Origin of the sequence: Litchfieldella qijiaojingensis, from assembly GCF_014651875.1 — a bacterium.
GTDB lineage: Bacteria > Pseudomonadota > Gammaproteobacteria > Pseudomonadales > Halomonadaceae > Litchfieldella > Litchfieldella qijiaojingensis.
The window spans coordinates 81841-94485 of sequence record NZ_BMXS01000005.1 but is presented as its reverse complement, the minus strand read 5'-3'; the positions used below and the strand labels follow the sequence as shown (position 1 = coordinate 94485).

The 12645-nt window shown below is 61.7% G+C and carries 12 protein-coding genes and 1 pseudogene; 4 read left to right on the top strand and 9 right to left on the bottom strand.

The genetic code is table 11. The features are described 5' to 3' along the window. Positions 1–131: 131 nt before the first annotated feature. Both IE093_RS07375 and IE093_RS07370 read left to right on the top strand, forming a co-directional pair. The gene (locus IE093_RS07375) at positions 132–1316 is read left to right on the top strand and encodes an iron-containing alcohol dehydrogenase (protein ID WP_229803352.1); all 1185 of its coding nucleotides are present in this window, start codon (positions 132–134) and stop codon (positions 1314–1316) included. 20 nt (positions 1317–1336) lie between these two features. After that, positions 1337–2056, top strand: coding sequence for a glutamine amidotransferase-related protein (locus tag IE093_RS07370; protein WP_189467699.1), 720 nt, complete (start codon positions 1337–1339; stop codon positions 2054–2056). On the opposite strand, the gene IE093_RS07365 is transcribed toward IE093_RS07370, so the two are convergent. Further along, complete coding sequence (locus IE093_RS07365) at positions 2019–4280, bottom strand: heavy metal translocating P-type ATPase (protein ID WP_189467697.1); 2262 nt, start codon at positions 4278–4280, stop codon at positions 2019–2021. The two genes, IE093_RS07370 and IE093_RS07365, sit on opposite strands and share 38 nt — an antisense overlap. A 77-nt stretch (positions 4281–4357) precedes the next feature. Next, complete coding sequence (gene corA, locus IE093_RS07360; RefSeq protein ID WP_189467695.1) at positions 4358–5311, bottom strand: magnesium/cobalt transporter CorA; 954 nt, start codon at positions 5309–5311, stop codon at positions 4358–4360. Positions 5312–5433: 122 nt separating this feature from the next. Here corA and cadR point away from each other — a divergent pair, with 122 nt between their 5' ends. Continuing rightward, positions 5434–5895, top strand: coding sequence for a Cd(II)/Pb(II)-responsive transcriptional regulator (cadR, locus tag IE093_RS07355; protein ID WP_189467693.1), 462 nt, complete (start codon positions 5434–5436; stop codon positions 5893–5895). Positions 5896–5970: 75 nt separating this feature from the next. Here cadR and IE093_RS07350 read toward each other — a convergent pair whose 3' ends face one another. From IE093_RS07350 to IE093_RS07325, 6 genes are all read right to left on the bottom strand, one after another. Next, positions 5971–6744, bottom strand: coding sequence for an ABC transporter substrate-binding protein (locus IE093_RS07350; RefSeq protein WP_189467691.1), 774 nt, complete (start codon positions 6742–6744; stop codon positions 5971–5973). Positions 6745–6846: 102 nt separating this feature from the next. Then, the gene (locus tag IE093_RS07345; RefSeq protein WP_189467689.1) at positions 6847–7578 is read right to left on the bottom strand and encodes an ABC transporter permease; all 732 of its coding nucleotides are present in this window, start codon (positions 7576–7578) and stop codon (positions 6847–6849) included. Next, entirely contained in the window at positions 7578–8282 is a 705-nt protein-coding gene (locus IE093_RS07340; protein ID WP_189467687.1) for an ABC transporter permease, read from the bottom strand. The genes IE093_RS07345 and IE093_RS07340 overlap by 1 nt, the downstream gene beginning before the upstream one ends. Positions 8283–8304: 22 nt before the next feature. Then, positions 8305–9075: an ABC transporter ATP-binding protein gene (locus IE093_RS07335; protein ID WP_189467685.1), complete on the bottom strand. Its 771-nt coding sequence runs from the start codon at positions 9073–9075 to the stop codon at positions 8305–8307. 246 nt (positions 9076–9321) lie between these two features. Further along, positions 9322–10320, bottom strand: a complete 999-nt coding sequence (locus IE093_RS07330) for a succinylglutamate desuccinylase (RefSeq protein WP_189467683.1) — start codon at positions 10318–10320, stop codon at positions 9322–9324. A 1-nt stretch (position 10321) separates the two neighbouring features. After that, positions 10322–11134 (bottom strand): DUF1338 domain-containing protein, encoded by an 813-nt coding sequence (locus IE093_RS07325; protein WP_189467681.1) that lies wholly within the window; start codon positions 11132–11134, stop codon positions 10322–10324. A gap of 188 nt (positions 11135–11322) precedes the next feature. Between IE093_RS07325 and IE093_RS07320 the strand changes: the two are divergent. After that, positions 11323–11427, top strand: a pseudogene (locus IE093_RS07320) (NAD(P)H:quinone oxidoreductase); the annotation flags it as partial. 78 nt (positions 11428–11505) lie between these two features. Here the strand turns inward: IE093_RS07320 and IE093_RS07315 are convergent. Continuing rightward, positions 11506–12579: a tartrate dehydrogenase gene (locus IE093_RS07315; protein WP_189467679.1), complete on the bottom strand. Its 1074-nt coding sequence runs from the start codon at positions 12577–12579 to the stop codon at positions 11506–11508. Positions 12580–12645: the final 66 nt, after the last annotated feature.

The following is a 12645-nucleotide window of genomic DNA, read 5'->3' as shown; positions in this document are numbered from 1 at the left end:
CCAAGTCTGATGTCGAGCTTCGAGCTTCGAGCTTCGAGCTTCGAGCTTCGAGCTTCGGGCTTCGGGCTTCGGGCTTCGGGCTTCGAGCTTCGAGCTTCGAGCTAAAAACATTGAGTACAGAGGGCGCTGCTATGAGTCACGTCGACATGAGTTACTTCACCACTGGCTGGAACTATCCGGCCCACATCCTGACCGGTGCCGGACGCATCCGTGAGTTGCCCGAGGCGTGCAAGGCGCTGGGCATGAAGGCGCCGCTGTTGGTCACCGACCCCGGACTGGCGGGGTTGGCGATGGTGCGCGATCTGGTACTGGCCTGCCATGACGAGGGGCTAGGCATTGCCGTGTTCAGCGAGATCAAGGGCAACCCCACCGGCAAGAACGTGTTGGATGGGGTAGCAGCCTTTCGCGACGGCGGTCACGACGGCGTGATCGCCTTCGGTGGCGGTTCGGGGCTGGATGCCGCCAAGGCGGTGGCGTTGATGGCCAACCAGCGCGAAGGCTTGTCGCTTTGGTCGCTGGAGGATGTCGGTGACAACTGGAAGCAAGCCGATGCCGAGGCTATTGTCCCCATCGTCGCCGTGCCCACCACCGCTGGCACCGGTTCGGAAGTGGGGCGCGCCTCAGTGATCGTCGACGAGCTCGAGCACGTCAAGCGAATCATTTTCCACCCGAAGATGGTGCCGGCCACTGTGATCCTCGATCCCGAGCTGACCCTTGAGCTGCCGCCGTGGATCACCGCCGCCACCGGCATGGACGCACTGTCTCACTGCATGGAGGCCTGGTGTTCGCCGCGCTATCACCCCATGGCCGAGGGCATCGCCGTGGAGGGCATGCGTCGGATACGCGATTACCTGCCGAGGGCCTTCAGCGATGGTCACGACCTGGAAGCGCGTATGAATATGTTGGTGGCCTCGATGATGGGGGCGACCGCTTTCCAGCGTGGGTTGGGGGCGATGCATGCCCTGGCGCACCCGCTCGGTGCCCTGTACGACGCTCACCATGGCACTCTCAATGCCATCCTCATGCCCTATGTGCTGCGAGCCAACGAGTGTGCCATCGGCGAGCCCATGGTGCGGCTGGGTCGCTATCTGGATCTGCGTCAACCGGGGACTGCGTCGGTGATCGACTGGGTGCTGGAACTCCGCGAGCGGCTGGGGATTCCCCATACCCTGGCCGAACTCCATATCGACGCCCACCAGGCCGACAAGGTCGGGCAGATGGCGGTGGTGGATCCCTCTTCCGGCACCAACCCCGTCGCCTTCGATGCCGCCAAGTACCGCGAGATCTTCGTCAACGCCGTCGAAGGGCGCCTCTAAGCCGCAAAGGAGATTCATCGATGCGTATAGGGCTTCTGCAATGCGATGACGTGGCGCCGGAACTGCGCGACGAGCATGGCAATTACCCCGAGATGTTTCAACGGCTGTTCACATCGGTGGATCCTTCCCTGACGTTTCGCGTGTGGCGTTGTCTGGACGGCGAGATTCCCGACGACGTGAACGCCGTGGACGCTTGGCTGACCACCGGCTCCAAGTTTGGCGTCAATGATGGCCTGGCCTGGGTCGACGAGCTGTGTGGCTTCGTGCGCAAGTTGTGGAATGCCGGCAAGCCGTTGGTTGGGGTGTGCTTCGGCCATCAAGTGATCGCCAAGGCGCTGGGCGGCAAGGTGATCAAGAGCCCGCGAGGCTGGGGAGTGGGAATGTCGTTCAATCGGGTCACCGAACGTGTCGAGTGGATGGAGCCCTGGCAACCGAGCCTGGATCTGCTGGTCAGCCACCAGGACCAGGTGGAGGAACTGCCGCCCCACACCCGGGTGCTGGCGGAAAGCGATTTCTGCCCCTTCTACCTGATGCAAGTCGGTGAGCATTTCCTCGGCGTGCAGGGCCACCCGGAATTTCCCAAACCCTATTCGCGTGACCTGATGCAGCTACGCAGCGAGCTGGTGGGCGCCGAGCGGGTCCGTGAGGGATTGGCCTCGCTCAACGCCCCGGTCGATGATCAACTGATGGTGCGTTGGATCCTCAACTTCCTGCGCTCGCCACAGCCGCGCTCGGGCTAGTCTGCTGGGGGTGTCTGGAAGGCATGGCGCGCAGTAACCGCATGCCATTGGCCACCACCAGGAGGCTGGCGCCCATGTCGGCGAACACTGCCATCCACAGGGTGGCGTGGCCACTGAAGGCCAGCACCAGGAACACCAGTTTGATGCCGATAGCGAACGCGATGTTCTGGACCAGCACCGAGCGGGTAGCTCGTGACAGTCGTACGAAGGTCGGTAGCTTGCGCAGGTCGTCATCCATCAACGCTACGTCGGCGGTTTCGATGGCGGCGTCACTGCCTGCCGCGCCCATGGCGAAACCGATATCGGCGCGGGCCAGCGCTGGCGCGTCGTTGATGCCGTCACCAACCATGCCGACGACGCCGTGTCGGGCATGTTCCTCGATGGCCGTCAGCTTGTCCTCGGGCAGTAGTTGCCCTTGTGCTTCATCGATGCCGGCTTCGCGGGCGATGGCAGAAACGCTGGCAGCATTGTCGCCGCTGAGCATCAGCGTCTTCACGCCGAGCTGGTGCAGGTCGTCGATCGCTTCCCGACTGGTCGCCTTGAGCGGATCGGCGACGGCGAACAGGGCCAATGCCCGCTGCGTATCACCCAGCACCACCACGCTATGGCCTTGACGTTCCCAAGTGTTGAGCTGGGCTTCCAGGTCTGGGGAGCAGAGGCCGAGTTCTTCCACCATCCGATGATTGCCCAGCCACACGGTTTGACCGTCGATCACGCCCTGTACGCCGCGTCCAGGGTGCTCGGTGAAGGAGTCCACCTCGCTTGCCACGATATCATCGGCCTTTGCGGCATCATGCACGGCGCGAGATACCGGGTGATTGGAGCGCCCGGACAGACTCGTTGCCAGTTGTTGCAGTCGCCTGCGCTCAGCAGCATCGGCATCGGGTGATAGCGGTTGCCAGTGGCGCTGGCGTGGTTGACCACGGGTCAAGGTGCCGGTCTTGTCGAGTGCCACCCAGGCCAGGCGATGCCCCAGTTCGAGAAAGCTGCCGCCCTTGATCAGGATGCCACTGCGGGCTGCTGCCGAAAGTCCGCTGACGATGGTCACCGGAGTCGAGATCACCAATGCGCATGGGCAGGCGATCACCAACAGCACCAAGGCACGATAGATCCCATCGAGCCAGGCCCCGGCGAACAGCAGTGGCCATAGTAGTGCGGTGGCAATGGCCAGGCCAAAGACCGCCGGGGTGTAGACGGTGGCGAAGCGGTCGACCAGGCGCTGGGTGGGTGCGCGGCTGGCCTGAGCCTGCTCCACTGCGTGGATGATGCGCGCCAGCGTCGTATCGTTGGCCACCCGGGTGGAGCGGTAGTCGAATTCGCCGTCACGATTGATGGTGCCGGCGAAGACAGTGTCGCCCATCGTCTTGTCGCGGGGCAGACTCTCGCCGGTGATCGGCGATTCGTCCAGCACCGGGTTGCCGCGCACGATCTCACCGTCCAACGCCACCCGTTCGCCTGGGCGTACTCGTACCAGGCTGCCGATGGTTACCTGATCGGCGGGTACCTCATGCCAGTCGCCGCAGGCCTGTTGCACGCGAGCTTGCTGTGGGGCCAGGGCCAGCAGGTCGCGAATGGCATGGCGGGCGCGCTCCAGCGAGCGGGCCTCGAGACGCTCGGCCAGGGTGAACAGGACCAGCACCATGGCCGCTTCGGCCCACTGGCCGATCAGCAGGGCGCCAGTCACCGCCACGCTCATCAAGGCATTGATGTTGAGGGTGCGGTGGCGCAGCGCCACCATGCCCTTGCGCCAGGTGGGCAACCCGACCATGGCAATGGCGGTCAGGGCCAACAGCGGCGGTGCCCAGGGTGTGCCCATCGCGAACCAATGACTGGCTTCCGCTCCCAGAGCGATCAGTGCCGCCAATACCACAGGCCACCAACGCTCGCGTTTCGTGGGGATCGCTTCGTCGCGGGAAGATGCCGAGTCGCCGTCCTCGATGGTTACCGGTGTCATGCCAAGGCTGCGGACACTCGCTTGCAAAGCATCGGGGGCGGCATCATGGTGATGGATCGTCAGTACGCGATCCATCAGGTTGAAGTCCAGCGCCATCACGCCCGGCTGGTCGGCCAGCGCCTTGCGCAGCAGGGCCTCCTCGGTGGGGCAGTCCATTTCCTGAATACGCAGGCGCAGCATCTGGCTGCCTTCTGGTGGCCGTGAGGCCTCGGTTGCTTCCTCGGCGAGGTGTGCCTGGCAGCAGGATCCCCCGGTATCGTGTCGAGACATGACGAACTCCTGGTGGCGTAGTCTTGTCTCATGACACACCCTGTAGTGACTACAGGGTCAAGTAAGGGTGGAAAAGCCTATAGCCAGTTCTTGTGTTTGAAATACAGATACGGCGAAATGCCGGCAATGGCCATCAGGCCAAGCGCGAAGGGGTAGCCGAAGGGCCATGACAGTTCGGGCATGATGTCGAAGTTCATGCCGTAGATACTGGCGATCATCGTCGGCGGCAGGAAGACCACGGCGGCGATCGAGAAGGTCTTGATGATCTGGTTCTGCTGGATGTTGATGAAGCCTTGGGTGGAATCCATCAGGAAGTTGATCTTGTCGAACAGGAAGGTGGTATGTGTCATCAGCGTGTCGACGTCACGCATCACTTCGCGGGCGGTTTCCTGGAGCTCTGGCTCTCCGCGCAGGTGGCGGATCAGGAATGACATCGAGCGCTGGGTATCCATCAGACACAGGCGGATCTTGCCGTTGCTGTCCTCGAGTTTCGCCAACTGGTCGATGGCATCCTCGAGGTCGGAGTCTTCCTCTTCCAGCACCAGATGGCTGACATCCTCGAGTTTGCGGTGTATGTCCTCCAGGGTGTCGGCGAGGTTTTCCACCTTCTGCTCGAAGATCGTCAGCATCAGTGATTGTGCCGAGTCGGTTTCCACCTGACCGCTGCGCGCACGCAAGCGCAACAGGCGAAAATCGGCGATCTCGGTGTCACGGAAGGTGATCAGCCGTTCGGGCTGCAGGATGAAGGCAACGGTGGTGTTACCGTGGCGGCCCTCGCTCTGCGACAGGAACAGCGAGTGCACGTGAATGCCATCGGCATCTACGAAGTAACGTGCCGACGATTCGATTTCCTCGACGTCGTCGGTGGCCGGCAGTTCGTCGGCAAGGAAAGCATTGAGCCGCTCGCGCTCGTCGTCGTCAGGCTCGTGAGCGTCGATCCAGGTAGCCTTGGCCAGGCGCTCGGAGAGTGGCAGTGAGTCCTTGGTGACTTCTTGGATGGTCTGGCGGTTGAGCTGGAAGGTTCGAATCATCGTCGTCCTTGGGTCGAAGCGTTGAATGCGCACAGATTATGCGTTTACGACCGACAAGCCAATCGAAATGACCCTATAGTCACTACAAGGCGCAGAATGGTCCGGAGACAGGAGGGCGACGCATGAAAATCGGTGACCTTGCCCGGCTTACGGGCTGTCAGGTGGAGACGATCCGCTACTACGAACGCGAGGGGATATTGCCCGAACCGGCGCGCAGTGCGGCCAATTATCGCTTGTACAGCGAGGCCCATGCCGAGCGCCTCGGGTTCATTCGCCACTGTCGGGCGTTGGACATGACGCTTGGCGAGATTCGATCGTTGCTCGACTATCACGATCATCCCGAGCAACCTTGTCACGAGGCCGATGCCCTGATCGACGAGCACCTGGCCCACGTGGAGTCGCGCATCGCCCAGTTACAGGCACTCAAGCAGGCGCTGGTCAAGCTGCGCGCACGCTGCAACGGCGAAAGCGCGGCGAGCGATTGCGGTATTCTCAACGAACTCGCTCGGCCATTGGAGGCCAAGGAGTTGCCGGGCACGGAGTCTGGTAGCGCGCATGTGCCGGGGGCGCATCGCGGGGTGTGAAGTTCGAGTGAGAGAGAATGGTGCGACGAGAAGGAGGTCATGGCTCCCCCGGCAATGCCGGGGGAGCGGAGACGATTACTGGTTATTGTTGCCGAAGTAGCGGTTGTAGATCTCGTTGTAGGTGCCATTTTCCTTGAGGGTGGCCAGTGCCTCGTTGAACTTGGCGGCCAGTTCCTCGTCACGCTGGCGGAAGGCGATGCCGAAGCCGTCGCCGAAGTACTTCTTGGGCTCGGTGATCATCTCGCCGACCACCTGGTAGTTACCCGCTTCGCTGTCGAGGAGGGTGGCCTTGCCGATCGGGAAATCGAGGAACACGATGTCCAGGCGCCCGGCATCCATGTCCAGCACCATGTCGTCGGCAGTGGCATAGCGACTCACGCGGGCCACGTCGCCGAAGTTATCGGTGACATAGTTGTCCTGCAGGGTGCCACGCTGCACGCCGATGGTCTTGCCTTCCAGGGCTTCTGCATTGGGCGTTTCGATATTGCTGTCGGCCGGTGCGAACCAGGCGGACGGCGGCGTGATGTACGGATCCGAGAACAGTACCTGTTCGCGACGCTCGTCGTTGATGGTCATCGACGACATGATCGCGTCGTACTTGCGCGACAGCAGGCCGGGAATGATGCCGTCCCAGCCCTGCACGATCCATTCACACTCGATTTCCATCTCTGCGCACAATGCGTTTCCGAGCTCGATGTCGAAACCGGTCAGCTCGCCATCCGGGGTGCGGTACTCCATCGGTTCGTAGGGAACGTCGACACCAAAGCGTACCTTGTCGTATTCACGTGCCTCGGCGGCGCCAGCCACGAGGATGGCACCGAGTAGGGTCACGCCGAGAAGTCTTTTCATGGTCCTGCTCCTATTTGTTGTAAGAATGCGCCGGTAAAGGGTTCAGCGACACATTATCGCACCTGCAATGAGCCCTTTCCAACGCTCGTTTGACGCTTGCCGTCATTGGCTTGCCGGCTTGAGATGGGCCAGCATTCGTTTCTCCAGATAGCGGAACAAGTACAGGATGGCGAACGTCAGGCACAGATAGATCGCGGCAACGAACAGGAATGCCTCGAACGGCGCATAGAAGCGTGCATAGACGAAGCGAGCTGCCCCTGTCAGATCCATGATGGTCACCACACTGGCGATGGCGCTGGCATGTAGCATGAAGATCACCTCGTTGCCGTAGGCTGGCAGCGCCCGGCGGAAGGCGCTGGGCAGGATGATCCGCCGCATCATCAGCGAGTACGACATGCCATAGGCCCTGGCCGCTTCGATCTCTCCGCGCGAGGTGGCCTTGATCGCACCGTGGAAGATCTCGGTGGTATACGCTGCGGTATTCAGGGTGAAGGCGATCAACGCCGGGTAGAAGGGCCGTTCGAGGATCAGCCACAACCAGGTGTCCTGAATGCCCTCGACGAACACCACGCCATAGTAGATCAAGTAGAGCTGGACCAGCAGTGGGGTGCCGCGGAACACGTAGGTGTAGAAGAAAATCGGCATCTTGATCCACTTACGCTTCGACCCGCGGCCGATCGCCAAGGGGATCGCCAATACCAGGCCGATGATCAGCGACAGGAACACCAACTGCACGGTGGTGACCAGCCCCTCGCCGTAATAGCCGAGCGTCTGAGCGTTGAAGATGGTGTTCTCGGCCAGTAGCTCGGTGATGTTTGCGATGAGTGCTTCCATCAGTGCGACTCCCCGAAACCGACGTTATAGCGTTTCTGCAAGTGGGCGAAACCCCACTCGGAGAAGGTAGCGATCAGCAGGTAGATCGCCGCTACGATGATCATGAAGGTGAATGGCTCACGGGTGGCCTTGGAGGCTTCGGAGGCGACACGCACCATGTCCGACAGCCCGATCACCGAGACCAGGGCGGTGGTCTTGAGCAGCACCATCCAGTTGTTGGACAACCCCGGCAGGGCATGCCGCATCATTAGCGGGAAGCGGATACGCCGAAACACCAGCCATTGGCTCATGCCATAGGCGCGGCCGGCCTCGATCTGGCCACTGTCGACCGCCAGGAAGGCGCCGCGGAAGGTTTCGCCCATGTAGGCACCGAAGATCAGGCCGATGGTGATGACGCCAGCGACGAACTCGTTGACATTGATGAAGATGTCGATGTCGTAGCGGTCGTAGAGCATGTCGGTGAACATGTTGATGCCGATCTGGCCACCGAAGAACAGCAGCATCATCAGAACCAGGTCCGGCACACCGCGGATGATGGTGGTATAGAGCGTGCCCAGGCGATGTAACGGCCAGCTACGCGACATCTTGGCACTGGCGGTGAGTAGGCCGAGCACAACGGCCAGGATCAGCGACAGGATCGCCAACTCGATGGTGACGAGGGCACCTTCGAACAGTCGTGGGCCGTAACCATGCAGATCGATCATGTTTCTCTCCTTCCGGGGCCCGTCAGTGCTTAGGCGCCAGGAACTGCTTGAGGCGCTCCGACTTCGGGTTGCCGAGGACTTCGGCAGGCGGTCCAGCTTCTTCCACCAGGCCCTGATGCAGGTAGATGACCTGGGTGGACACGTCCCGTGCGAAAGACATTTCGTGGGTTACCACGATCATGGTGCGTCCTTCGTCGGCCAGGTCGCGCATGACCTTGAGGACGTCACCGACCAGTTCCGGGTCGAGCGCCGAGGTGGGCTCGTCGAACAACATCACTTCGGGATCCATGGCCAGCGCGCGGGCGATGGCACCGCGCTGTTGCTGACCGCCGGACATCTGCGCCGGATAGTAGTCCGCACGCTCGGACAGGCCGACCCGTTCGAGCAGGGCGTGTGCCTGTTCGACAGCTTCCTTCTTTGGCTTGCCCAGCACATGGACCGGAGCCTCGATCACGTTCTCGAGCAGGGTCATGTGGGACCACAGGTTAAAGCTCTGGAACACCATCGACAGTTTGGCACGCATGCGTACCACCTGCTTCCAGTCGGCGGGCTCGCGGCCGTGCCGCGTCTCCTTGAAACGAATTTCCTCGCCATGAACGATCAGGTCGCCTTCATTGGGCTGTTCGAGCAGATTCATGCAGCGCAGGAACGTACTCTTGCCGGACCCGGAGGCGCCGATCAGAGTGATCACGTCGCCCTTGTGGGCCTGTAGGGAAAGGCCCTTGAGGACCTCGGTATTGCCGAAGCGCTTCTTGATGTTGCGCACTTCCAGTGGGATGGGAGTAGCGGCCATATCGGACTCCAGAGCTTGGTTCACCGCCAGCGTCGCGGCGTGCGGTATGTAGGATCGTGGCTGGCGCGAAAAGGGGGCGATTCTAGCAGGCCAGACGCCTCTGGGCAGAGCCCGATGTCGATATGTTATTACGACTTTTGTCTGATTTGCAGTGAGGTTGAATCATGGGGAATACCTGCAACTTGTGTTATGCTAGATGAATAGACTTCGTTAAAGGGATTCGGCAGCGAAAAGGGCTGTAGGGTGTCATGTCGGGGGCGGTGACGGGGCAACCAGCAGCGCGGCGCGCGCACCCAACTCCACCTGGGCATTGGGAAAGACTACCGCCAATGGCCGATCACCGACCACGAAGTTTCCCGCCACGGCATCGCTTGCCAGGCGCGTACCGGGGGCGAATTCCGTGAAGTTCGGAGTATCGTCGGCGAAGCACAAGGTGAAGTCCTCTGCTTCACGCATCAACTCATGTTCGACACGGAAGAACCTCATGCGCTCGGGTTCGGTGCCGCTTGGCTCACGTCCTTCGAGCAAGGCCTCGAGCAAGGCGCGCATGGGGCGCAGTGCCCCCAAGTCATTCTCGCCGAACGCTGCCACCTTGCCCAGCTCCAGGGTGAAGGCCTGGGCTACGTGATAGTGCTTGGAGTAATGCGAGAAGGTCCAGCTATGTCGGTGCTGATGGAGCACCGCCTGGATATCCGCCGCTGCCAGCCAGCGCCACTGCTCGGCATCGATGGGGGTGGCGGCGAAGGGCTCGACGGCGAAGCGCGGGTAGCGGCTGTCGCGAATCGCCGTATGCAAGTCATAGTGCAGCGCTGCCCGCTCGGCGTGTCGGGCATAGAAGGCGTCCACCGCGGCCATCAGTTCCCGGGCGCGTTGCGGCTCGTCGCCACGCTCGTTCTGCTGGCGATCGAACAGCCGGTTGAGGTTGGTGGTGATGAAACGTTGCCCCGAGCGGATCGCGGGGATGTTGCCAAGCACGAACAATACCGGGGCGCCCAAGCGAATCAGGCCGGCTTCCAGGCGTGAGAGTAGTTCGCCCAATAGCTCGATGGGAGCTGTCTCGTTGCCGTGTATGCCGGCCGAAAGCACGCAAGCTCGGGCCTCGGGCCGTGCAATGGCCGGCGTTAGCTCGAGAAGCCCAGGCCCATGGAGTGTGTAGCGTCCGAAAGGCAGGCGTCCTTCCCGGGAGTGGGACAGTGGCCTCGGTGGCACTTCCTCAAGGGTTAGATCGAGCCACTTACCCAGCATGTCAGGTTCCATACCGCTTGATATCGGTCGACTCGAAGATCTTGTCGGCGCTGGCGGCGACGAAGCCCTGATAGAGCTTGCCTTCGGCGTCGGGGTAACGCTTGGCGAATTCGTAATAACAAGTCGGGATCTCCTCGACCTGGCCACCCGCGAAGGTGAAGGCCTGGCGGTCGGCCAGGGTCGAGCCTTGCTCCAGCAAGACCTCGGGCGAGCCCTTGATACGGCCACCGGAGTCGCTGATGCCGAGACCCAGGGATTCGACCTTGGCCAGCACCTTCTCCACGCTGTCGTAGCGCTGGAAGTGGTTGACGCTGATGGTGAAATGGTTGGCACGTAAGCCGATGATCGCCAGCCAGGCGGCGTACTCGCTCTCGGCCATCAAGGTCTGGTAGTCCTCGAAGCTCGGCGCCTGCCACAGCCGGCCAGCCCACATGACTTCAGGGCTTGCCACTCGCGCGGGCTCGATTTGGGCGATCAGGCCGTCGACGATGGCTTGTGCTTCTGGCGAGAGTTCGTCGCACTTGAGTTCGGAGAGGAACACTCGCGGTAGGTCATCGGAGGGTGGCAGGTAGCCATAGGCGCGCAGCTTCTTGGCCTTGAACTCATAGGGTTCGAAACGAGTATAACCCAAGGCCAACAGGTGGGGTTCCAGTGCGGCCAGGGTAATGGGGCCGCGGTCGAAGGTGCGAAAGGCAACGTGGTCGTTGACGATGGTTTCGCCCTCGTCGACGAAAGCGTCGTGAATGCGGCTCGCCTGAGGCGTCATGACGGTGTAATCGTCCCACAGCCGCGAGAAGAAGGTATTGATATCCATGCTTTAGAGCCTGTGCCTGCCTGCTGGGTTGTTGTTACGTGACCCTTACCTTCCACGGTCACGTTCCTCGACCACAAGTGAGCACGTCGAGCTGATGAAAATGCAGGGTGCGATGATGAAAACCGAAGCGAGAATCCATTGCCGATGGTGTTCCCGTTGCGAGCCCCGGCTATCTTGATCCCGTACCGGTAGCCGGTGGCGACGGCTCGCGCCAGCCCAGCGAGACCGAGCTTGCCCTGGCGCGGTTCCAGGGCGAGCACGTGGCGGCTATCGCTGCCCGCCTCAAGGACTGAACGCTTCGCCTTGAGACAATGACAACGCCCCGCCTGGTTAGCAGGCAGGGCGTTGTCGTATCCCGAAGGTGTGAATGATCAGCCGGCAACCCGCTCGGCGATCGCTTTGCCCAGGCTTTCGGTGGTGCCCTGGCCACGGATGTCCGGGGTCAAGATCTTGGCGTCGCCCTCCGCCAGTACGGCTTCGAAAGCGTCGACGATGGCCTTGCCGGCTTCCTGGTAGCCCAGGTGCTCGAGCATCATCGCGCCCGACCAGATCTGGCCGATGGGGTTGGCGATCCCTTTGCCGGCAATGTCCGGGGCGCTGCCATGGACCGGTTCGAACAGGCTGGGGAAGGTGCCGTCCGGATTGATATTGGCGGACGGTGCCACACCGATGGTGCCGGTACAGGCTGGACCCAGGTCGGAGAGGATGTCGCCGAACAGGTTGCTGGCCACCACTACGTCGAACCAGTCTGGATGCATCACGAAGTTGGCGGTGAGGATGTCGATGTGGAACTGGTCGACGTCGATCTCCGGGTAGCGCTTGGCCATCTCCTTCACCCGTTCGTCCCAATACGGCATGGTGATGGAGATGCCGTTGGACTTGGTGGCCGAGGTCAGCTTCTTGCGCGGGCGGCTCTGGGCCAGGTCAAAGGCGTATTTCAGCACGCGGTCGATGCCGGTGCGTGTCATCACGGTTTCCTGGATCACTACCTCGCGCTCGGAACCCTCGAACATCCTGCCGCCGATGCTCGAGTATTCACCCTCGGTGTTCTCGCGTACCACGTAGAAGTCGATGTCGCCGGGCTGACGGTCGGCCAGCGGGCTCTTGATGCCCGGCAGCAGCTTGCAGGGGCGCAGGTTGATGTACTGATCGAACTGGCGGCGGAATTGCAGCAGCGAACCCCACAGGGAAATGTGATCCGGTACCTTCTCCGGCCAACCCACTGCACCATAGAAGATGGCATCGAAGTCCTTGAGCTGGTCGAACCAGTCATCCGGCAGCATCTGGCCGTGCTCAAGGTAGTAGTCGCAGTTGCCGAAGTCGAAGTGGCGGTATTCCAGGTCGATATCGAAACGCTTGGCGGCGGCATCCAGGGCACGCAGTCCCTCGGGCATCACTTCGGTGCCGATGCCGTCGCCGGCGATGATGGCGATGCGGTGTGTCATGGTCGTGTCTCCTTGGCGGTTATGATCGACACCAGTCTAGCCTCTGTTCTCGATTCGATAATCGGG

Excerpts from the sequence above, each read along its gene's own strand:
- IE093_RS07375 (WP_229803352.1), top strand. The coding sequence starts at position 132 with ATGAGTCACGTCGACATGAGTTACTTCACCACTGGCTGGAACTATCCG.
- IE093_RS07370 (WP_189467699.1), top strand. The coding sequence starts at position 1,337 with ATGCGTATAGGGCTTCTGCAATGCGATGACGTGGCGCCGGAACTGCGC.
- IE093_RS07365 (WP_189467697.1), bottom strand. The coding sequence starts at position 4,280 with ATGTCTCGACACGATACCGGGGGATCCTGCTGCCAGGCACACCTCGCC.
- corA (WP_189467695.1), bottom strand. The coding sequence starts at position 5,311 with ATGATTCGAACCTTCCAGCTCAACCGCCAGACCATCCAAGAAGTCACC.
- cadR (WP_189467693.1), top strand. The coding sequence starts at position 5,434 with ATGAAAATCGGTGACCTTGCCCGGCTTACGGGCTGTCAGGTGGAGACG.
- IE093_RS07350 (WP_189467691.1), bottom strand. The coding sequence starts at position 6,744 with ATGAAAAGACTTCTCGGCGTGACCCTACTCGGTGCCATCCTCGTGGCT.
- IE093_RS07345 (WP_189467689.1), bottom strand. The coding sequence starts at position 7,578 with ATGGAAGCACTCATCGCAAACATCACCGAGCTACTGGCCGAGAACACC.
- IE093_RS07340 (WP_189467687.1), bottom strand. The coding sequence starts at position 8,282 with ATGATCGATCTGCATGGTTACGGCCCACGACTGTTCGAAGGTGCCCTC.
- IE093_RS07335 (WP_189467685.1), bottom strand. The coding sequence starts at position 9,075 with ATGGCCGCTACTCCCATCCCACTGGAAGTGCGCAACATCAAGAAGCGC.
- IE093_RS07330 (WP_189467683.1), bottom strand. The coding sequence starts at position 10,320 with ATGCTGGGTAAGTGGCTCGATCTAACCCTTGAGGAAGTGCCACCGAGG.
- IE093_RS07325 (WP_189467681.1), bottom strand. The coding sequence starts at position 11,134 with ATGGATATCAATACCTTCTTCTCGCGGCTGTGGGACGATTACACCGTC.
- IE093_RS07315 (WP_189467679.1), bottom strand. The coding sequence starts at position 12,579 with ATGACACACCGCATCGCCATCATCGCCGGCGACGGCATCGGCACCGAA.